General features: G+C 30.1%; 21 protein-coding genes. 14 read left to right on the top strand and 7 right to left on the bottom strand.

What is annotated here, in order from left to right; genetic code table 11:
• Positions 1-5 precede the first annotated feature (5 nt).
• Positions 6-824: a glycogen/starch synthase gene (locus ACMFBB_RS10790; protein ID WP_435260793.1), complete on the bottom strand. Its 819-nt coding sequence runs from the start codon at positions 822-824 to the stop codon at positions 6-8.
• Positions 825-920: 96 nt separating this feature from the next.
• On the opposite strand from ACMFBB_RS10790, the gene panC reads away from it, so the two are divergent.
• Genes panC through radA form a run of 4 tightly spaced genes read left to right on the top strand, consistent with a single transcriptional unit; the run spans position 921 to position 4,512 of the window.
• On the top strand, positions 921-1,766 hold the full coding sequence (panC, locus tag ACMFBB_RS10785) for a pantoate--beta-alanine ligase (RefSeq protein ID WP_435260792.1): 846 nt from the start codon (positions 921-923) through the stop codon (positions 1,764-1,766).
• Between the two features lie 51 nt (positions 1,767-1,817).
• Positions 1,818-2,168 carry an aspartate 1-decarboxylase gene (gene panD, locus ACMFBB_RS10780; RefSeq protein WP_028888691.1) on the top strand — a complete coding sequence of 117 codons (351 nt, stop codon included), beginning with the start codon at positions 1,818-1,820 and terminating at the stop codon, positions 2,166-2,168.
• A gap of 44 nt (positions 2,169-2,212) precedes the next feature.
• Entirely contained in the window at positions 2,213-3,115 is a 903-nt protein-coding gene (locus ACMFBB_RS10775; RefSeq protein WP_435260791.1) for a lysylphosphatidylglycerol synthase transmembrane domain-containing protein, read from the top strand.
• A gap of 35 nt (positions 3,116-3,150) precedes the next feature.
• Positions 3,151-4,512 carry a DNA repair protein RadA gene (radA, locus tag ACMFBB_RS10770; RefSeq protein ID WP_435260790.1) on the top strand — a complete coding sequence of 454 codons (1,362 nt, stop codon included), beginning with the start codon at positions 3,151-3,153 and terminating at the stop codon, positions 4,510-4,512.
• An 11-nt stretch (positions 4,513-4,523) separates the two neighbouring features.
• Here radA and ACMFBB_RS10765 read toward each other — a convergent pair whose 3' ends face one another.
• On the bottom strand, positions 4,524-6,299 hold the full coding sequence (locus ACMFBB_RS10765; protein ID WP_435260789.1) for a chloride channel protein: 1,776 nt from the start codon (positions 6,297-6,299) through the stop codon (positions 4,524-4,526).
• 237 nt (positions 6,300-6,536) lie between these two features.
• Between ACMFBB_RS10765 and ACMFBB_RS10760 the strand changes: the two genes are divergently transcribed.
• From ACMFBB_RS10760 to ACMFBB_RS10715, 10 genes are all read left to right on the top strand, one after another.
• Positions 6,537-7,040, top strand: coding sequence for a hypothetical protein (locus tag ACMFBB_RS10760; protein ID WP_435260788.1), 504 nt, complete (start codon positions 6,537-6,539; stop codon positions 7,038-7,040).
• Between the two features lie 65 nt (positions 7,041-7,105).
• Complete coding sequence (locus tag ACMFBB_RS10755) at positions 7,106-7,774, top strand: hypothetical protein (protein WP_435260787.1); 669 nt, start codon at positions 7,106-7,108, stop codon at positions 7,772-7,774.
• A gap of 1 nt (position 7,775) precedes the next feature.
• The gene (locus tag ACMFBB_RS10750) at positions 7,776-8,783 is read left to right on the top strand and encodes a PspA/IM30 family protein (protein WP_435260786.1); all 1,008 of its coding nucleotides are present in this window, start codon (positions 7,776-7,778) and stop codon (positions 8,781-8,783) included.
• Positions 8,784-8,804: 21 nt separating this feature from the next.
• On the top strand, positions 8,805-10,352 hold the full coding sequence (locus tag ACMFBB_RS10745) for a phosphate ABC transporter substrate-binding/OmpA family protein (protein ID WP_435260785.1): 1,548 nt from the start codon (positions 8,805-8,807) through the stop codon (positions 10,350-10,352).
• The gene (locus tag ACMFBB_RS10740; protein ID WP_435260784.1) at positions 10,352-11,323 is read left to right on the top strand and encodes an ABC transporter permease; all 972 of its coding nucleotides are present in this window, start codon (positions 10,352-10,354) and stop codon (positions 11,321-11,323) included. The genes ACMFBB_RS10745 and ACMFBB_RS10740 overlap by 1 nt, the downstream gene beginning before the upstream one ends.
• Positions 11,324-11,325: 2 nt before the next feature.
• Positions 11,326-12,135 carry an ABC transporter ATP-binding protein gene (locus tag ACMFBB_RS10735; RefSeq protein ID WP_435260783.1) on the top strand — a complete coding sequence of 270 codons (810 nt, stop codon included), beginning with the start codon at positions 11,326-11,328 and terminating at the stop codon, positions 12,133-12,135.
• Between the two features lie 23 nt (positions 12,136-12,158).
• Complete coding sequence (locus ACMFBB_RS10730) at positions 12,159-13,409, top strand: hypothetical protein (protein ID WP_435260782.1); 1,251 nt, start codon at positions 12,159-12,161, stop codon at positions 13,407-13,409.
• The gene (locus tag ACMFBB_RS10725) at positions 13,399-14,058 is read left to right on the top strand and encodes an AAA family ATPase (RefSeq protein ID WP_435260781.1); all 660 of its coding nucleotides are present in this window, start codon (positions 13,399-13,401) and stop codon (positions 14,056-14,058) included. The genes ACMFBB_RS10730 and ACMFBB_RS10725 overlap by 11 nt, the downstream gene beginning before the upstream one ends.
• Positions 14,059-14,066: 8 nt before the next feature.
• Complete coding sequence (locus tag ACMFBB_RS10720) at positions 14,067-16,829, top strand: AAA domain-containing protein (RefSeq protein WP_435260780.1); 2,763 nt, start codon at positions 14,067-14,069, stop codon at positions 16,827-16,829.
• A complete protein-coding gene (locus ACMFBB_RS10715; RefSeq protein WP_435260779.1) occupies positions 16,795-17,700 on the top strand; it encodes a 2OG-Fe dioxygenase family protein in 906 nt (301 codons plus the stop codon). Before ACMFBB_RS10720 ends, ACMFBB_RS10715 begins: the two co-directional genes overlap by 35 nt.
• A 4-nt stretch (positions 17,701-17,704) precedes the next feature.
• On the opposite strand, the gene arsM is transcribed toward ACMFBB_RS10715, so the two are convergent.
• The 5 genes from arsM to ACMFBB_RS10690 all read right to left on the bottom strand — a co-directional run bounded on the left by arsM (position 17,705) and on the right by ACMFBB_RS10690 (position 22,168).
• Positions 17,705-18,673 carry an arsenosugar biosynthesis arsenite methyltransferase ArsM gene (gene arsM / locus ACMFBB_RS10710; RefSeq protein WP_435260778.1) on the bottom strand — a complete coding sequence of 323 codons (969 nt, stop codon included), beginning with the start codon at positions 18,671-18,673 and terminating at the stop codon, positions 17,705-17,707.
• Between the two features lie 67 nt (positions 18,674-18,740).
• Positions 18,741-19,559: a purine-nucleoside phosphorylase gene (locus tag ACMFBB_RS10705; protein ID WP_435260777.1), complete on the bottom strand. Its 819-nt coding sequence runs from the start codon at positions 19,557-19,559 to the stop codon at positions 18,741-18,743.
• Positions 19,537-20,175, bottom strand: a complete 639-nt coding sequence (locus tag ACMFBB_RS10700) for a TIGR04282 family arsenosugar biosynthesis glycosyltransferase (protein WP_435260776.1) — start codon at positions 20,173-20,175, stop codon at positions 19,537-19,539. Before ACMFBB_RS10700 ends, ACMFBB_RS10705 begins: the two co-directional genes overlap by 23 nt.
• 55 nt (positions 20,176-20,230) lie before the next feature.
• On the bottom strand, positions 20,231-21,112 hold the full coding sequence (locus tag ACMFBB_RS10695; RefSeq protein WP_435260775.1) for a sterol desaturase family protein: 882 nt from the start codon (positions 21,110-21,112) through the stop codon (positions 20,231-20,233).
• A gap of 60 nt (positions 21,113-21,172) precedes the next feature.
• Complete coding sequence (locus ACMFBB_RS10690; protein ID WP_435260774.1) at positions 21,173-22,168, bottom strand: anion permease; 996 nt, start codon at positions 22,166-22,168, stop codon at positions 21,173-21,175.
• Between the last annotated feature and the right edge of the window lie 54 nt (positions 22,169-22,222).

Genomic DNA, 22,222 nt, shown 5'->3' with positions numbered 1-22,222 from the left:
TTAATTTATTCGCTTAATTCTAAAACGTTTTCTTTGTAAAATTCTAAATATGCTTCTGTTAAATTTTCTTCAGATTGAAATTCTAAAACTTTTGTGTCATTATTATCAATAAAGTCTTCAACTTCACTAGGTAATGTTTCACTCCCTTTTACTATTGCATCTGAATTTTCAATAGCACTTTTTAGTATGTTAATATGGTTAGGTGTTTCAAATACTGTTGTTTTGTCTTTGTTAATTTTGTCAAAACAAACTTTTTTTGCAAGCTCGTTATTTAGTTCACCTTTAAAACCATTATTGTAAAGCGAAGTTACAATCTTACTTTCAGTAAATAATGGTTCTTCTTTATAAAATTCTCTTAAATATAGTGGTAATAATGAAGCCATCCATCCGTGAACATGAATAATATCTGGAGCCCAATTTAATTTTTTAACGGTTTCAATAACTCCTTTTGCAAAAAAGATCATACGCTCATCATTGTCATTGAATAATTGATCATCTTCATCAGAATAAACAGCTTTACGCTTGAAATATTCATCATTGTCAATAAAATAAACTTGCATTCGTTCTTTAGGGATAGAAGCTACCTTTATGATTAGTGGCATATCCATGTCGTTAATGATTAAGTTCATACCAGACAAACGTATAACTTCATGTAATTGATGTCTTCGTTCATTGATAACCCCAAAGCGAGGCATAAAAATACGTGTTTGAACCCCTTTGGAATGTGCTTGTTTTGCAACGTTAAATGCAGTTGACGATAATTCTGTTTCTGGTAAATAAGGTATCACCTCAGATGAAACATATAGTATTCTCTTATCCTTCATTAAATCGAACTCTTTGTATGAGGATGCAAAAATACGAATTTTTATGCTAAAATGATGTTAAATTGCTAATTTTGCATGCATTTCAATGAATAGCTAATGAATATATTTAACACAAAATTAGAATTAAAAGCATTTTTAGCAGAGCAAAAGGAGGCACGAAAATCAATTGGATTTGTACCTACCATGGGGGCTTTACATGAAGGTCATTTGTCACTTGTTAAAAGAGCAAAGAAAAAAAATGACTTAGCTGTGGTAAGTATTTTCGTTAATCCAACTCAGTTTGATAACTCTGAAGATTTAAAAAAATATCCTCAAACATTAGAGAATGACAAACAGTTACTTGAAAGTGTAGGTTGTGATGTTTTGTTTGTGCCTACAGTGAAAGAAATTTATGATAACAATATAAATTCTGAGAAATTTGATTTTGATGGTTTAGAGCATGAAATGGAGGGGAAGTTTCGTGAAGGACATTTTGATGGAGTTGGAACGATAGTGAAAGCATTTCTTGAAATAATAATGCCAGATGTAGCTTATTTTGGAAAAAAAGATTTTCAACAACTGCAAATAGTAAAAAAACTTGTAGAAAAGTATAACATTCCTGTAGAAATAAAGGGAAGACCTATTTTCAGAGAAGATGATGGTTTGGCCATGAGTTCTAGAAATGCAAGGCTAACAAAAGAACATAGAGAAGTTGCTCCTTTTATATACAAGACATTAAAAAAAGCTAAAAAGAAGTTTGGGGCAAAAAACATTGAAGAGTTAACGAAGTGGGTTAAAAAACAATTTAAAAAGAAACCTTTATTAGAATTAGAATACTTCACAATCGCTGATGAGAAAACTCTAAAAACTCCAGAAAATATTGAATCAAGTAAGAGTTGTCGAGCATTTATAGCTGTTTTTGCAGGAGATATTCGTTTGATTGATAATATAGGGTTAAAATAAAATCATAAGAAAACAAATCGCTAATCATTAAAAAACAACTATTTTTGCACTATGTTAGTTCAAGTAGTAAAATCTAAAATCCATCGTGTAAAAGTTACAGGTGCTGATTTAAATTATATAGGGAGTATAACCATTGATGAAGATTTAATGGATGCTGCAGGTATTATAGAGGGTGAACGTGTTCAGATTGTAAATAACAACAATGGAGAGCGTTTAGAAACCTATGCAATACCTGGGCCGAGAAAAAGTGGAGAAATCACTTTAAATGGAGCTGCTGCAAGAAAAGTAGCTAAAGGAGATGTGTTAATTTTAATTGTGTATGGTTTTTTAGAATTAGAAGAAGCTAAGAAATTTAAACCACAATTGGTTTTCCCAAATGAAGAAACTAATTTACTTAATTAATAGTGGGTTTTAAAAAGATATTAAAAGTTGTAATACCTCTCATTTTGGGAGGTTTTTTAGTATGGTATTCATTATCAAAAGTGTCTATCGGTACTTTGTTAGAGTATTTTAAAAATGCGAACTATTGGTGGATTTCTTTAGGGTTGTTTTTTGGACTGTTAAGTCATTTATCTAGAGCTTATAGATGGAAGTTTTTACTTGAGCCAATGGGGTACAAACCAGATTTTGGCAATAGTACCATGGCAGTTTTGGTTGCGTATTTAGTAAATTACGCTGTACCAAGAGCTGGAGAAGTTTCTAGGGCTGCTGTGATGACAAATTACGAAAAAATCCCCTTTGAAAAAGGTTTTGGAACAATTGTGGCTGAAAGAGTTGCTGATTTAATTATGATGTTGTTAATTATCTGCATCACTTTATTTGTTCAGTTTGATTTTATTTATGAGTTGCTCACAAAGAATTTTTCGCCTGTAAAAATTGTAGTTTTACTAGGTGCTTTGATAATAGGTTTTCTAGTTTTTTCACATTTTGTAAAGAAAGCAAATTCAGGAATTGGTTTGAAAATAAAAAACTTTATTGCTGGTTTGGTTGAAGGAACTACTAGTATTTTTAAAATGAAAAATAAGTGGCCATTTATTTTTCATACTGTTTTTATTTGGGTAATGTATGTAGCTATGTTTTGGGCTACTGTTCCAGCAATAGAAGGGTTAAATGTTCCGTTTGGAGCTATACTGATTGGTTTTATAGCTGGAGGATTTAGTATTGCTGCTACCAATGGAGGCGTAGGTTTGTATCCTATAGCTGTAGCAGGAGCTTTTGCTTTATTTGGTATTCCTGATGAGCCAGCAAATGCTTTTGGTTGGATTATGTGGACTGCTCAAACTGTTATGATTATTGTTTTTGGAGGATTGGCATTTTTACTACTACCGATTTATAATAAAAACAAATAGTTTTCTTTTCTTTGTAAGTAAATCTTACCTATAGGATGGCCAAAACCAAAACTACTTTTTTCTGTCAAAACTGTGGAACCCAACATGCGCAATGGGTAGGGCAATGTAATATTTGTAAACAATGGAATACGATTGTAGAAGAGGTATTACAAAAAGAAGAAAAAAGGACATGGAAAACAGCTGATAACACTCAAAGAAGGGTGTCTAAGCCATTACGAGTTGAAGAAATACAGTTGAATCCTGAAGAGCGTTTTGGCACCAAAAATAAAGAATTAGATACGGTTTTAGGTGGAGGATTGGTAAAAGGAGCTGTGGTGTTGTTGGGAGGTGAGCCAGGAATTGGAAAATCTACTTTGTTATTACAAATTGCGTTGCAAATTCCACAGAAAGTTTTGTATGTGTCTGGTGAAGAAAGTCAATCGCAAATAAAAATGCGCGCAGAGCGATTAGATATTAAAAACTCTAACTGTTTAATACTTACAGAGACCAAAACACAACAGATTTTTAAAAATATTGAAGAAGTACAACCCGATGTTTTGGTAATAGATTCTATACAAACATTACATACAAATTCTATTGAAGCTTCACCAGGAAGTATTTCACAAATACGAGAAACATCTGCAGAGTTAATTAAGTTTGCTAAAGAAACTGCTACCCCTGTTTTACTAATTGGACATATAAACAAAGAAGGGCATATTGCTGGCCCAAAGATTTTAGAACATATGGTAGATGTGGTATTGCAATTTGAAGGAGATAGAAATCATACCTATAGAATTTTACGATCGCAGAAAAATCGTTTTGGGTCTACAGCTGAATTAGGAATTTATGAAATGTTATCTACTGGACTAAGGGAGGTGTCAAACCCTTCTGAAATATTAATTTCAAAAAAAGATGCTGATTTAAGTGGTACAGCAATAGCTTCTACATTAGAGGGCGTTCGACCATTAATGATAGAGATTCAAGCATTAGTGAGTACAGCAGTTTATGGAACACCACAGCGGTCTACAACGGGGTATAATTTAAAACGCTTAAATATGATTTTGGCCGTATTAGAAAAACGAGCAGGTTTTAAATTAGGGGCTAAAGATGTTTTTTTAAACATTACAGGGGGGATTCAGGTAGATGACCCTGCGATTGATTTAGCTGTAGTTGCGGCAATTTTATCATCAAATCAAGATTTGGCAATTAACCCGAATGTTTGTTTTGCTGCCGAAGTTGGTTTGGCAGGAGAAATTAGGCCAGTATCCAAAATAGATCAACGTATTATAGAGGCAGAGAAACTAGGTTATAAAACCTTTGTAGCTTCGAAGTATAATAAAATTACTTTAAAAAAGCATGCTATTAAACTTGTTTTGGTTGGAAAGATAGAAGAAGCTTTTGCTACATTGTTTGCTTAGTTTTTTAGGAGTTAAGTAGTGAGTTCAATTAATTTAGTTCTGTAAGCAGAGAGTAGTTTAGATTTAGAAATAAAACCAATGTATTTTTTATTTTTGATTACAGGTAAATTCCATGCGCCACTTTCTTTAAATTTTTGCATTACTTTTTCAATACTATCATCATGAAAAATAATGGCTGGCGCACTTTTCATAAGTACTTGAATTGTTAGTGTGTCGTACATTTCTTGCTCAAACATTAAGGGGCGAATATCATCTAGTAAAACAATGCCTAAAAAACGATGTTCGCTATCTAAAACAGGAAAAATATTTCTTGATGATTTTGCTACGGATTCTTTTAACATTTTTCCCAGTGTCATTTCTGGGTGAATTATTTTAAAGTTTTTTTCAATTAATTTATCAATACGCATCATCATCATTACATTTTTATCTTTATTGTGCGTAATGAGTTCCCCTCTTTTTGCTAGCTCTATTGTGTATATTGAATTTGAAACGAAGTATTTTGTTAAGGCAAAAGAAATTGCAACAACAAGCATTAAAGGCACAAATAAATCATATCCACCCGTAATTTCCGCAATTAAAAAAATAGCAGTTAAAGGTGCGTGTAATACACCTGCCATTAAGCCACTCATTCCAATTAATGTAAAGTTACTTTCAGAAACATGTCCTCCTAATTCATTTATAATTTTAGCAAATACATTCCCTAATGCACTTCCCATTACTAAAGTTGGTATAAAAATACCTCCTACTCCACCAGCAGCGAAAGTAGTGGTCATTGCAATAGCTTTAAAAACTGTTATTAAGAGTAAAAAAAGGACAACTATCCAAACGTTATTGTAGTCAATTTTATATGGAAGCCCACTGAGTGCTTCTTGAGCATTGTGTTCTAATAGGCTGTTAATTATAGTGTAACCCTCACCGTATAAAGGAGGAATTAAATATAGCATTAGACCAATGGCAAAAGCACCAATAATCAATTTTTTAAAGTCACTTTTGAAACGATTAAAAAAATGAGTGATTTTAAAATAAATTTTAGAAAAATAAACCGAAGCTATTCCTGTTCCTAAGCCTAATAATATGTAAAAAAAAATATCATTAATTAAAAAGACGTCTTGAAGTTTAAAGCCTAGTAAAACATCTTTTCCTAAGAAAAAATAAGAAACAATAACTCCAGATACTGAGGCTAATAAAAGAGGTATAAGAGATGCGAATGCTAAATCTAAACTAAAAATTTCAATGGCAAAAATGATAGCAGCAACAGGAGCTTTAAACATAGATGATACTGCCCCGGCAGTTGCACATCCAATTAGTAACATCCTAGTTTTTGTGTTCATATGAAATAATTGCGCCACTCCAGACCCTAGAGCAGCTCCAGTACTAACTGAAGGGCCCTGTAAACCAACAGACCCTCCAAAACCAACAGTTATAGGCGCTGTGATAAGTGAAGCGTACATTTTATATTGTTCAATTATTCCACTTCGCTTTGAAATGGCATGCAAAGTCGTTGAAATTCCATGTCCAATTTCTTTTTTAATAATTTTATTTTTGATGTAGTAAACTAAAAATAATCCTATAATAGGAAAGATAAAATATAAAGAATAATGAATGTTTTTAATAAATGTTTTTTCTATGATAAATTGAAAAAAGTAGGTTAAGTTTTTTAAAATTAATGTACCGATTCCTGCTAAAAAGCCAACTAAAATACTTAGTACATAAATAAATTGACGTTCAGAGATGTTTTTGTATCTCCAAATAAGTATTTTTTTGAATATTTTTTTTGTGCTAGGCATGGTGCTATTGAGTTAAAAAAGAGGCGTTTTTAAAAAGAATAAAAATTAAAACGCCTATTTTTTGTGTAAAATAAAAGTAACAAATTATATTAAACCGATACATATATAGTAACTAATGATTTTGATGAATGTTTATTTATGGTTTTTCATGAATGCTAAAATCAGGATTAGTGGAGCGCTTTAATCATAAATGGTATTATTCTTATACATTTGTGATACAAACATAAATTGATTAAAATGACAGTTCAAGATATTATAAACTTACTTAGTAATAAATCTAGTATAATTATTAATTACTATGTTGTGTTGCTTCTTATTTCTTTATTAGGGTTACTGTTTGTTAAGGCGAAGGAGTTTAAAGCTCCCATAAGTTATTTGTACACGATTTTAGTGTATGCAGCTGTAATTCCAGGATTATTGTCAATAATCTTAGTCGTCTATAATTTTTTCTTCTTAGGTCAAAATTTAATAACTCTTCAAATAGTAACTTATTATTTGCCAATCATAGCAATGTTAGTTTTGTTATTAATTATAAAAAAAACAATTCCATTACAACAAATTCCTGGATTTAATAGGTTATCTGGGTTATTTATTATGGTGTTTATAGCATTTATTGTTACTTATTTTATTCAGCGAGTTTTTATTGGTATATTTTTTATAGGAAGTTTTATATATTTAATAGGTATTTTTATAGTGCTTCTTATTGTCTTAAAAATAGGCTGGAATAGGTTTGTTAAGTAATAACAACACCATAATATAGTTTATAATTCGTTATTTTTTTTAAATTTGTTAAAACTTGATTATTTATGCTAAAAAATTTAAAATCACTATTTATTGTAGATGATTCATCAGATGAAAAGAAAGAACCTGAACATAAAGAAGTAAAAGGAACAGCTGTAAAAAAGACAGAACAACCTGTAAAAAATAAAACCACTATCAAATCACCTACTAGTCATGGGAGTGTGGATGATGCTATTATTGATAAGCTACTGCAAGCTATTGAGAAAAATAATTTAGAAGGATTTGACTATCTGGAGTTTAAAAAAGCATTAAAGGCTTTAGAAAAAATCCCGATGGATGAAGCTACTAAATACCGGTCAACTTATGCCACAGCATCAACAATGGGAGTTACATTAGATAAGTTAATTGATTCAACAAAGCATTATATTAGTGTTTTAGACAATGAAAACAACTCTTTTACAAAAGCTTTTGAAGGGCAATTAACTACTAAAGTTGGAGATAAAGAAAAAGAGATTGTTCAATTCGATGCCATTATTAAAGAGAAATCTGAAAAAATAAAACAACTTACTGAAGAGATAACAAAACATCAGGCTCAAATTTCTGAGTTAAGAAAGATTGTTGATGAAAGTAAAGCAAAAATAGACAAAACTAAAAATGATTTTAAGCTTTCTTATCACCATCTAAGAACACAATTAGAGCAAGATGTAGAAAAAATGAAACAATACTTAAAGTAATATGGAAAATTTAAAACCAAAATCTTTTTGGGAAAGACCTGAAGGAAAAACAGGAATGTTATTTACAGGTTTATTAGGAGCAGGTGCATTGTATGGTTTATATAAAGTGCTTCCATATCTAATTACTATAGTTGAAAACACACTGTATTTAGGAGCTTTATTAGCTATTTTAGGGGTTGTTATTTACATGATTTTAGATCCTAAAATGAGAAATCTCATTTTTTACATGTATAAATCATTTATGCGTTGGATAACGGGAATATTTATTCAGATTGATCCGATTGGTATTTTAAAAAGTTATGTAGACGATTTAAAGAGCAATTTGAAAAAAATGAACAAACAAATTGCTGTTTTAAAAGGACAAATGAGACGCTTGCAACAAATTATTAATGAAAATAAGAAAAGCATAAATAGTAATTTAAAGCTAGCAAATGCAGCTAAGCAGAAAGACAAGAAAGGAATAATGATTTTGAAGTCGAGAAAAGCTGGCCGTTTAAAAGAATCTAATTTACGATTGGATGAACTATACAGAAAGTTAGAAATTTTATATAGGGTATTAACCAAAATGTATGAAAATTCTGAAATTTTAGTAGAAGACATTGAAGATCAGGTAACCGTTAAGGAGCAGGAAAGAAAAGCAATACGAGCAAGTCATTCTGCTATGAAATCGGCGATGGATATTATTGCTGGGAATTCTGATAAAAAAGAAATGTTCGATAGAGCTTTGGAAGCGATTGCTGATGATGTAAGTATGAAAATAGGTGAAATGGAACGTTTTATGGAAATGTCAAATAACTTCATGGATTCTATTGATTTACAGAATGGGATTTTTGAAGAAGAAGGACTGGAATTACTGGAGAAATGGGAAAAAGAAGGCGTTTCTTTGATATTAGGAAACCAAAAAGATATATTGGTAAATGATAGTCATAGTGTAGACTTAGATGCACCAATATTAAAAAATAATAGAGGAAATCAAGATAATCAATATTCAGATTTATTCAATTTTTAACAACAAATCAAACTATAAATTATGGCAGGAAAAAGACTAACTCCATTTTCAAAAATACTTATTGTTTTAGTAATAATTGGAGGGGTGTACTACCTATTAAATAAATTACGTGACCCTAAGGTAAAGCAAAAAATAAATGAAGTTACTTCAACATCTAGTTCTAAATCAAAAGATGGATACAAAGATGTTATTAATATAGGAGTAGTAACTTGGGGAGGATATGCAGGTGGACAATATTTTAATGAAGGGTTTCAAGCAAATACGAACTCTAGATTTTATAAAGATTATGGTTTTAAAGTAAACTTTAAGGTAATTGATGATTTTGATGCTTCAAGAGATGCATTTAAAAATGGTGATATTGATTTAATGTGGGCTACAATTGATGCTTTTCCTACTGAAGTTGAAGGATTGTCTCAATACCAACCGCAAGTTGTTTTCCAAGCAGACTGGAGTCGTGGAGGTGATGCAATTGTTGCAAGGAGAGGAATTAGTAAGGTTAGCGATTTAAAAGGTAAAAAAATCGCAGTAGCGCCAATGACTCCTTCTCATTCGTTTTTAATTTGGTTATTAGAAGCTGGAGATATTAAAACAAGTCAGGTGAAAATTGTTGAGGTACCAAGTGCTATCGATGCTGCTGATGCTTTTAAAAGTGGAACTGTTGATGCTGCCGTAGTTTGGAGTCCAGATGATGCTGATTGTGTTAGTAAAGTTGCTGGAGCTCGTGTGCTAGAAAGTACTAAAAATGCAACACATATTATTGCTGATGTATTTGTTTCTAAGAAAAATTTTATCGAAAAAAACAAAGAACAACTTCGTGATTTATATGAAGGTTGGATGATTGGAGCTTCTGAACTAAATAATTCAGACGCTAATAAAAGAAAAGCAGCGAAAATTTTAGCTGAAGGTTTATCACAGCCTGAAGATTTTTGTTACGATGCAATTAACAATGTGCGTCTAGCAACTCATGGAGATAATGAAAACTTTTTTGGTATGAATCAAAATTATAACGGTGTTACCGGAGAAGATTTATATAACAAAATGAAAGTTAAGTATAATAACTTAGGGTATAATACATCAGGAGCAAAAAGTTGGAGGTTGTTATCTACAAGAGATTTAGTTTCTAAAACAAAATCACTAACAGGAGCTAATCATATTTCTGAAAAACAAAAAGAGTTTACTGCAGCAAGCGAAACCGTAGCTAAAAAAGAATCACTTTCTTCTAAAAAAGTAAGTATCACTTTTAGAACAGGAGAATATCAATTAAGTGATAATGCTAAACAACTAATAGATGTTCAATTTACTCCAATAGCAAGAGCGTTTGCCAATGCTCGTATTAGAATAGAAGGAAATACGGATAATGTAGGAGGAAGATCTTCTAATATTGCACTTTCAAAGAGAAGAGCCAATTCAGTTGCTCAGTATTTAATAAGTGAGCATAACATGCCTAAAAACAGATTCATTATTGTTGGTAACGGACCTGATAAGCCTATTGCTGGATGCGAAAGGAATCAAAATGCTAATTGTAAGGCAAAGAATAGAAGAACGGATTTTGAATTAGTAGTTGACTAATGAGTACTGATTTTAAAAAATTATTTGAGTTACGAGGAGAACTAGACTCAAAACAAAAAATTACGCTTACCATTTTGGGAAGCGTAATTCTTGTTTTAATATGGTTCTTAATGGCAGAGGTTTTATCAAATTCTGTCATCACACAAAATGGATCCATAAATGTTTCATCGTTAAAGCAAGAAAATAAACTGTATTATGAAAATGATTCTATATTAGTTGCTAGTTATGATAAATTAGAACTTTTAAATAAAGAAGAATTAGCGCAATATGGGTTGATGAAAAATAAGGTATACCCATTATTACCTTCGCCTATAAAAGTAATTAAAGCATTTCCTGAATTAAATAAAGATGATGATGTAATTGGAAATACGTTCTTTTCTATAAAGTTAAATATTTTTGGATACTTATTGGCGATAATTGTAGCTATTCCTATTGGGTTTTTATTAGGATTGGTACCTTTATTCAGAGGGTTATTTAGTAAAATTATAGACTCGTATCGTTTTATTCCATTAACTGCTGTAACCGGTATTTTTATTATGTGGCTGGGGTTAGGGAGTCAAATGAAAGTGTCATTTTTAGCTTTTGGTATTGTTGTGTATTTAATTCCTGTAGTTGTTCAACGAATAGATGAGGTTCAAAAAGTTTATTTAAATACAGTATTTACTTTAGGAGCTTCTCCTTTGCAAACAATAAAAACGGTATACATACCTTATGTGCTTTCTAAATTAATTGATGATATTCGAGTGTTAACGGCTATTTCGTGGACCTATATAACTATTGTTGAAATGTTAAATAAAGGGGGCGGAATTGGTGAATTAATATGGACAGCGAAAAGACAAAGTAGAATAGATAAAGCATTTGCTATTTTAATAATTATTGTAATAATTGGTGTATTACAAGATAAGATTTTTGTAATGATTGACAAAGTATTATTTCCGTTTAAGCATGTAAATAAAGGTAATAAACATTAGCTATGGCATTAGAATTTATAGATAATCCTACTACAGGAAATATTATTGAGTTACGTAACATACATCAATCGTATAATAATGGGAAAACTCAAATAATTGAAAATTTAGATTTATTAATTGAAGACAAACCCATGCAGGGGCAATTTGGTGTAATTTTAGGAATGTCAGGTTGCGGAAAATCAACTTTACTAAGGTATATAGCCGGACTGCAAGAACCTACCTCTGGCTCTGTATTGGTAAAAGGGAAACCTGTTAGTAAAGAGAACAGGGTAAGTATGGTATTTCAACAATACTCTTCATTGCCTTGGATGACGGTACTAGACAATGTTGGTTTAGGATTACAGTTTCAAGGAGTTTCTAAAAAAGAAAGAAATGAACGGGCAATGGAAATGATTCAACTAGTAGGTTTAGATGGGCATCAAAAAAAGTACGCTCAGTATCCAAACTTATCTGGAGGGCAATTACAACGTGTTGCTATTGCTAGAAGTTTAATGTCTAATCCAGAAATCTTATTGATGGATGAGCCTTTTGGAGCTTTAGACGTAAAAACCCGTTTACAAATGCAAGATTTGTTAATTGGTATTTGGGAAAAATTTAGTCCAACCATCTTATTTGTAACACATGACATTCAAGAAGCAGTGTATTTGGCAGATGATATTTATATAATGAAGCATGCACCTTCAAATTTTGTAAAACATATTAATGTTGATTTACCTTTTAATAGAACAAGAGAAACGAAAAGATTAGCACATTTTGATGAGTTAGTTCATCATGTTGAAGATGCTATGATGCAAATTGATGCGGGTAATTAGGAAAAATAAATAATTAAAAAGCTATGTACAATACAAAACACTATAAAATTGTTGACCGTTTTTTTTTGCAATTAAGCGAAACTGATCAGCTGTGTTTTTTTAAAGGAAAAACAGTAAATCCAATTAAAATAGTTAGTTTATCGGATGTTTTTTCTTCATTAAAATTGAAGGAAGAAGATTTATTGTTGTTATACTCTATAAAAAAAGACCAAAGTCAGCTAGACTTTATAATTACATCAAAAAAAATTCATACTAAAAATTTGGTGTTGCCATTAACAATAAACTCTTTAGATCATACTTTTTTCAGTATTTTTCCAAAAACACATGTTACTTATTTAAAAAAGTTAATAGAAAACCTTCATTTACAGCAAAAAGAAGAAAGAAAGAATTTAGAGTATTTTACGAATAAGTTTAAAAATTTTGTAAATCAAAAAGAGAATGGAGATAAAGATTATGCAATAGCGAATGACTTTTTAGAAATTTTAAAAGAAGAAGGAGAAAAAATACAAGAATTAGCTGAAGATTTAAACCAAAACAAACATTTTTCTAATGTAATCAATACCATTGTAAATAAAACTGATGATGCCATAGAGTTTAAAGCAGAACATGTAATTTTACAAGACATTATAAAAGTATATAATAAAACATATGGATTACATGACGCTACCAATGAGGAAGCAACATTAAAAGTGAAATTCTTACTAGCTTTTCTGTTTGAAAAACTTCAGGGAAATGATATTATTAGTAGTTTAACAATTGAACGAATTAATAAATTTGTAACATCGAATAGTTTTGATAAAAATATTGAAATTATACAAAACGCTTCTTTGTTTGATTTAGGAGAAGATTATAAAAATGAGTTTCTATTACCTTCAATATTAAAGAAACTAGACAATAAATACTTTACCAATTCTGGAGCTTTTTTATACCGTATAGCAACATTAATCTCCAAAGCTGATGGAACTATTTCTGAGGAAGAAGAAAAAGCATTGAAAGAAATTAATAATAGCGTATCACATCCTAAACAAAAACTACAAGGAGTAAAACAAACAGAAGTTGATGAGAACGAAACATTACAGGATGTTTTAGATGAATTGAATGAGTTAATAGGTTTAGATACTATTAAAACAGCTGTTCAAGAGTTAGCTAACTTTTTAAAAGTACAAAAATTACGAGAAAAAGAAGGGTTGAAATCTGTAAACAACTCGTTACATTCAGTTTTTATGGGGACCTCCGGGAACAGGAAAAACAACAGTTGCTCGTTTGGTTTCTAAAATATATAAACACTTAGAGTATCTTGAAAAAGGTCATTTAATAGAAACTGATAGAAGTGGAATGGTTGCTGGATATGTTGGTCAAACAGCTTTGAAAGTTGAAGAAATTGTTAATACCTCTTTAAATGGAGTTTTGTTTATTGATGAAGCATATGCATTGTCAAAAGATAATAAACAAGATTTTGGTAATGAGGCTATAGAGGTGTTACTTAAAAAGATGGAAGATCATCGTAAAGAGTTAGTAGTTATTGTAGCTGGGTACCCTGATGAAATGAAAGATTTTATTACTTCTAATCCAGGATTGCAGTCACGTTTTAATAGATACTTTACCTTCGATCATTATAAACCAAGTGAATTAATTGGAATTTTCGAATTGTTTTGTAGGAAGAATGATTTTGTATTAACTGAGGATGCGAAAGAGAAATTACATTTTATTTTTGATAAGTTTTACGAAAAGAAAGATAAAAACTTTGGAAATGCGCGTGTGGCAAGAAACTTATTCGAAAAAATAATAGAATACCAAGCAAATAGAATTGTGAGTATTGCTCCAATAACAGTTGATGTTTTAAAAACAATAACAGAAGAAGATATTCCACCAGTAAATAAAACAGTAAAAGAGTATTTACAATTTCAAGAGGAGGAAAACTAGAGAGGAATATGATGCATATTGAAAAGGTAATATCTTATTATCAAAATTGCTATAAACAAGAATTTAGAGATAATGATGTATTAAGTTTTTTTGGAGCTACTGTTGATAAAAGGTTTTTTTTTCAAAATAAGAATTATCTTTTTAGAGAAGAAGAAAATACATTGCTTGATTTTGATTTAGGAGAAGATTTATACAGGTATCTTGAAATTCATAAAAAAAATAAAACACTAATTACGAATAGTTTTTTTATTACGGGAAAGCTTAATTTTTTAGGTAAAAAAAGAACTATTTGTGCACCACTAATTGTTACTCCGGTGGAATTAAAAATTAATAGTGATGGAATTTATTTTTTTGATTATAAGTTTGATGAGAATAGGATAAATGAAGCACTTATTAATGTTTTAAGACAAAATTTTAATCTTGACGATAGTTTTGTTTTAACATTAAAATCAATTATTAATAAAGAGATTTTAAATAAGAAAAACATTTTTGTTTTAGCTGAAAAGTTAAAAGAAATTATTCCTATAACCACTGATAGTTTACACAAACTTCCTGTACTTTGTGATGATGTTTATTTAAAAAGAGCACAAAAAAATACTTCATTAGTTATTCATAACTCAATAGCTTTAGGAATCATAGAAAAAACAAAATCAAGTAGAGATGTTTTATTTGAGATTGATAGAATAAAAGAAGATCACTTATATAATGCTTCGTTAGAAGCATTATTTTCTAGGAATATAAATTCAATGTTTCGTGCTCTTGATAGGAATAAAATAGAAACAATTTATGTGCCTTCTAATTTGAGTGTAGCTCAAAAAGAGATTGTTCACGAAGTAAAGTCAGATTCGCCATTTACAGTTGTTATTGGTCCTCCTGGCACTGGAAAATCATACACCATTGCGTCATTAGCTATAGATATGGTTTATAATAATAAGAGCGTGTTAATTTGTTCTAAATCAGATCAGGCCGTAGATGTCGTAAATGACAAAATTGTAAATGATATAGGAATTAAAGGATTAACTGTAAGAATAGGTAAAGGAAGGAGTTATAATTCTAGATTAAGAAAAAAGTTAGAATCTATTTTAAATTTCTCTTCTCGTCAAAATATTAATGAAAAAACTATTTCTTTTTATGAAAGAGAATTGGAAAGAGTAGATGAGAAAATTAATGAAATTGAGGAAGAAATTATAAGGAGAGAAATAAAAGAAATTAAAAATGCACAATTGTTTTTAGATTATACTCCATCTTTTTTTAAACGAATTAAAAAGACATATGTTTCTAAAAAAATATTAAAGGAAGTCCCTTTTTGGCAACTTATTGAGCTTTTAAATAATTATATACAGAAAAAAAATAGTACAATTAAAAAAATTGTAAGCTATTCTGTGTCTTATAAAAATCAACAATCTATTAATTATAATAGACAAATGTTCAAAGACTTGTTACAATTAACAAAATCTACTGATCCTGAGGTTAAAGAACAATTATTTGAGTCAATCAGTTTTAAGTATTTATTAGACTGTTTACCAATTTGGATTTCAAAAAGCACAGATATTAGTAATACTTTGCCTTTAGAAAATGATATTTTCGATGTTGTAATTATTGATGAAGCTTCTCAAAGTGATATAGCTACGATGATTCCTGTTATTGCTAGAGCAAAAAAAGTAGTGGTTGTTGGTGATCCAAAACAATTGAAACACGTTTCATTTCTGTCATCTGAAACAATGGAAAATGTAGCGACTAATTTGGGATTACTTCATGATATTGATGTATTGAACTACAGAAAAAATAGCTTTCTTGACTACGTTATTCAGCGTGTAAATTCGCAAGACAATATTCATTTTTTAGATGAACACTATAGAAGTGTACCAAGTATTATTAACTATAGTAATGATAAATTTTATGATAATAAACTAAAAATTATGTCTGATATTAAAATACATCAGACAAATACAGCTATAGATTGGCACTATATTAAAGGATTTAAAGATAAGAAGGGGGTTAATATTGAAGAAGCATCCCTGTTATTAAAAGATATAATTTTAATTGTAGAAGAAGAAAGTAATCTGCAAAACACGCTTTGTACTAGTATAGGGATTCTATCTCCTTTTAGAGATCAAGTAAATTATTTGAAAAATAAGTTAGAAGAGTTTGATATAGGTATAATTAAAAAGCATAAAATAAGTGTAGGTACTCCTTTTGATTTCCAAGGAGAAGAAAGAGATATTATGTTCATTTCTTTGGTTATTGACGATGCCACAAGTAATACAGTTTTTCAATATTTAAATCGAGAGGATGTATTTAATGTTAGTATAACTAGAGCAAAATATAAACAAAATTTATACTATTCTTTTTTACCTAAAAATTTTAGTAACACTAATTTATTAATTGATTATTATTCAAAATCTAATCAAAATACTACCATTAGGAATGATGATTTTTTTATAGATGATTTTGCTACAGAAGTATTTAAAGAATTAATAAATTTAGGAATTAGTAAAAATGAAGTGCTTTTTCATCATGCCGTAGCAGGGTACTTTTTTGATATTGTGCTACCTTATAATAATAAAACAGTTTGTATTGATTTAATAGGTTACCCAGGAGAAATGGAAAGATCTTTTTCAATAGAGCAATATAAGACATTGTTTAGGGTTCGCATACAAATCATAACAATACCTTATGCTTATTGGTTATTAAATAGAAAAGCATGTATTGATTACATATTTAAGAAATTAGGAAATGATTACAGAAAAGAACATATCAAGAGTTATTAATAGAGAAATTAAATCTCCTATTTGTATCGGAAGTTTAACTGATTTACATATAAATAAAGAGAATTTTTTAAGTTATTTCCAACCGTTATTTCAAAGCTTAGAAAACGATGAGTATTTAGTGAAAGAAAATCAAATAACGTTTTTAAAAAACAACTTCCCTGAAGATATTGATTCCATAACCAGCATTCATAAACCTTATTTTGAAAAACAACTTGACATACAAGTTTTAGCACCTTGGACTTCTAAATTAACTATTGAACAGAAAAAACAGTTTTCAAATATTTCAACAGTAACAAGGCAGCGAAATATTTCAACTTTTACGATAGAAAAGCTTGAAAATGATTATAAAATTCAACGTGTTTTGGCTAGTAGTTTTAAACAAAATGTAAATGATTTTAGAAGTTGGAAACGAGAGTTTAAACAAGCTACTAAAGAAGCTGTTGAAAACAAATTATTTTATGAGTTGTTAAAAAAAGCATTTGAATTAGTAGCTAGCAAACACCCAGAAATATGTAAGTTAAAAATTACCAGCCACTTTATGAGAACCTTAACAAAAGGTGAAGTAAAAGGTGAAAATTCTCCAGAAGGAATGCATGAAGATGGTGCGCAATACATTATTTCTGCGTTGGTTGTAAATAGAAAAAATATAAGAGGAGGAGAAACTCAAATTTTTGAGAAAATCGGCGATAATAAAGAGCTGATTTTTAATAAAGAATTAGAATTAGGGGAATTTGCTTTTCAAGCAGATACTGGAGAGGAAAAAACTTTTGGTAATGATTTATGGCATTATGTAACACCTATTCAGCCAATAGAAATGACTGAACAGGGTGTTAGAGATATTATTGGATTTGATATTGAAATTGTAAAATAAAGATTTAACAACATCCGCCTCCATCATAATGATAGGTTGACTCAGAGAAAAATATATCGTCTCTACCTAAAGCTTTAAGTGCTCCAGCAGTTTTATCGCAAATAGCTAATGGTTGGTTTTTTAATAAGGTGTGGCCTAAACCATCATCAAAATAATCTTCATCACCAAAGTAGATTGCAGCTTTACCAGTAAAAACACAAGGGCCATCCTCTGGCATTGGATCTTTAATAGCGGCTACTTCAATAGACTCTATGTAAATTAATTCGTCAGTTGGATAATTTTTAGGGTCTAAAATTCTATATGGTTTTCTAGCTCTGATCTCTATAGTACCAAAACCAGCATCGGTTAAAGTTTTTACATAATCAGCAATTGATAAACTTCCACTTAAACATAAAGCACGTAAGCGTTCGTCATTTCGTAATTCATCATTCATAGGTTGCTCACAGGTGGGGTCACTCATTACTAATCGGCCATGAGGCTTTAATACTCTATGCATTTCAGCAATTGCTTTTTTTAAGTCGTCAGATTTAAAAATATTAAACAAGCAGTTTTGAGCAGCTACGTCTATGGAATTATCTTCAACAGGAAGGTTCATTGCATCACCTTTTCGTAAATCAACAAAATCACTTTTAAACCAAGGATTCATTTTTTCAGCTTCAATAAAATTTTTACGAGAAGCTTCTAGCATTTCATCAACAACATCTAAACCAATAACTCCTCCTTTTGAACGATTGAAATAAGCAAATTGTAATAACTCCATACCTCCACCTACACCAACATATAGCATTTTGGGATTGTTAGTTAAGTCACGAGCATGAACAGTAGAACCACAACCGTAGTTCATTTCTTGCATAATACGTGGTATTTTTAGTCCAGGTAATTCCCAAATAGGATTGGTAGTACAACAAAGTCCCACATCAGGGGTTAACGCTGCTTCTTTATATACATTTTTTGTTGTTTCTAAATAACTCATATTTTTAAAATTAGTCATTATTAAAATAAAAGAGTGCTCTGATTAGAAGCTTATTTTATGAATGACATTATATTGATTTTATTAATTCTTTAAATAAAGTGATCATTTTGGGTTCTGCTTTACCAGCTACGTCAATAATTTCTTGAATATTTACTGGTTGTAAATTTTTTGGATCACATTCATCAGTTAAAACAGAGATAGCTATGCAAGGTAGTCGTAGATGTTTAGCAACAATTACTTCAGGCACTGTACTCATACCCACAGCATCTACTTCTAAAATTTGTAGCATTCTATATTCCGCTCTAGTTTCTAATTGTGGACCAACGACACTAGCATATACACCTTCTTTCAAATCTATGTCGTTTGTTTTAGCGATAGCTTTCATTTTGGTGTTTAATTTTTTTGAATATGGCTCAAGCATATCTGCAAATAAATCACCAAATTCCCCAGCACCTTTAAACGCTAGAGGCGAACTTCCTTGTAAATTTAAATGATCTTCGATAAGCATTAAATCACCTTTTTTGAAGTTTAAATTAATAGCTCCAGCAGCGTTTGAAATTAATAAGGTTTTAATTCCTATTTGTTGTATGGTACGTATTCCGTAGGTAACTTCCCAAAGATTGTAGCCTTCGTATAAATGAAAACGACCAGACATTACGATTACTTTTTTACCTGATAATGTTCCGTAAATAAGTTTTCCAGAATGAAATTCAACAGTAGCTTGAGGAAAATGTGGTATTTCAGAATAGGGTATTTCTTGTTCAATAATAATTTCATCAACTAGTTTTCCTAAGCCTGTTCCTAGAACTATTCCAATTTCAGGAGCTGAAATTCCTTTGTTTACAAGATACTCTTTGGTTTCTTTAAGTTGTTGTTGTTTCGTCATTTTTAGTTAGCTTTTGAATATGGATATTGTTCTTATAAAAATCAGATTTCAATAAATCTTCAATTGTATCAATATCATTTAATTCCTTTAAAAAGGCAATGTTTTTTGTGGTTGATTTTATATCGTGTAAAGTTACTTTTAATAAGTTAGATTGGCTCCATGGTTTATTATCAAAAATAGTGTCAATCATTTTTGATAACCCTAATAAATAATAGCCACCATCTTCAGCCGGGCCAAATACAACCTCGTTTTTTTGTAATTTTTCATATCCTTTGGTAATTATTTCTGAAGAAATATCGGGTAAATCTGATCCTATTAAAATGATGTTTTTGTAGCCATCTTCAAAACCTTCAAGAAAAGCATTTTTCATGCGTTCACCTAAATCAATCCCTTTTTGAACTTTTTTAGTGTGATTTTGCCATTCCAAATCAATAATAGCATCAGAAAAGTAAACACGCTTGTCAAGATGTAATTCTTCTGTAGCTTGCTCGGTAACTTTAACAAGTTCTTTATATATTTCAAAGGCATTTTTTTTACCAATGGTTTTTGCTAGTCTAGTTTTAACTTTTCCTAGCTTAATATTTTTCACAAAAATTATTAATAGATTTTTACTCATGTTCAGTTTTTAATCGTTTTTCTCTTTGAATACTTACAGGAAAAAAAAGAAGCATTTATTTTTTAAGCGGGTATAATTCTTGACCAATAAAATCTTTAGGAAAAGTATCATCACCTTCAAATCCAATTTCAATATCTCTTCCGTTATGGGGTATGTAGTTTGTTTTGAATATATAGTCCCAAATGCTTAATGTAATTCCAAAATTAACACCTTTTTCCCTTTCTTTAGGAAGTTTTTTGGCGTGATGCCATATGTGCATTTTAGGGTTGTTTAGTATATACTTTAAAAACCCATAATCACAGTTAATATTAGCATGGTTTAAATGACCAATGGTAATATTAAAAAAATGAATAATAGCTACATCTTCAGCTGTGAATCCTCCGATTATGGCAAGCGGAATGTATTTCATTGAATTGTAAACAATAGGTTCCATCCAGTGATAGCGTAAATGTGCAGCAAACCCCATTTGCTTTACAGAATGATGTACTTTATGGAAATTCCATAAAAACTCATACTTATGTAAAAGAGTATGAGTAAACCATTGAATAAAATCGATAACTATAAAGAATATAAGAAGTTTTAATATGTAGTGGAGGTTATTAATATCAAATAATTGAACACTGGATACAGATAGATTAAAGATACTTAAAAAATCATTTAATAATTGCTCTGAAGTGTTAGATAAGGCAATTAAAACGATTAGGTTCAACAAGAAAAAATTAAAAAACATGTAAAAAATGTCCAACCAAAAATCTTTTCTGAATATTGGCTGTTTTTTCCTCCATGGAAATATAAGTTCCAATCCCCAAACAATAAATGATATTAGAATCAATCCATAAAAATAATTTTCCCAATTTAATTCAAACAGTACAGATTGTTTTAAATAATTCCAATAACCGGTATATGAATTCTTTATGATTTCCAGATACTTATCCATAAATAATATTTACATTCTTTCAAAAATAACTAATTGTTCCATTTTAAACTGTATTAGAAGTTACATTAATATTTGGAGTGTTTTAAAAATAAGTGCGCTCATAATCGCTGCAATAGGAAGGGTAAGAACCCAAGATAATATAATTTTTCCAATTGTTTTATAATTTGCTTTTTTGGTTATTACTCCAATACCAAATAATGACCCTACAGAAACATGAGTAGTTGACACTGGTAGCCCGTGTATGCTGGCAGTTGTAACTAACAAACCTGTTGCCATGTTTGCTGTAAAACCTTGGGCAGAATTCATTTTTGTAATTTTTTCACTCATTGTTTCACCAACTTTTTTAGCATTTAATAAACCACCTAAAGCCATAATTATAGCAATAAAAAGCATACTCCATTTTACCTCTATTGTGTTAATGATAATTAATAACCCTACTATTTTAGGAGTGTCATTTAGTCCTCTAGAAAAACTTACAATTCCAGAACTTAAATAATGTAATCCGTCTAAAATTTTAGAAGAAGAGGTACTAAGTAACGTCGTTTTTTTTGCATTTAAACTAGGAATCTGTTTCCTTATGTATTTAAACAATACATAAGCTGTTAAACTTAAGGTTGTAGCAATTAGAGGGCTTACTATAAGTGGTATTAAAAAGGTATTACCTAGTTTTCCAAAATTAAAATGAGAGCCAACAGCCATAATTCCAGTTCCAAAGAGTGCTCCTACTAAACTGTGTGTGGTTGAAATTGGCATACCTATTTTTGTGGCCGTAAAAACTGTAATTGCAGCTCCTAATGCAATTGAGATGGCAAAAGCAGGAGATTGTATTAATTCGTCTGGAACTAACCCTTTTCCTGAAAAGTTTTTAACTAATTCTTTAGCAAGAAAAATAGCGGTAATAGAACCTGCAAATGTTGTTGTTGTAGCCCAGTTAATAGCTTTTTTGTAATTAGTTATACCAGCGCCAAATAATGTGGCTACACCTTTAAAATTATCATTTGCACCATTTGTGTATGCTAAAAAACAAGCAGAAATAAAAAGAAGAATTAGTATCATAAAAATATTTTGTGTTACAACTATGACGAAGTATTCATATGAAACTTACGTGTA

Origin of the sequence: Tenacibaculum sp. nBUS_03 (assembly GCF_051201695.1) — a bacterium.
Taxonomy (GTDB): domain Bacteria; phylum Bacteroidota; class Bacteroidia; order Flavobacteriales; family Flavobacteriaceae; genus Polaribacter.
The sequence above is the reverse complement of the archived record's forward strand: the minus strand, read 5'-3'. Positions and strand labels throughout refer to the sequence as shown.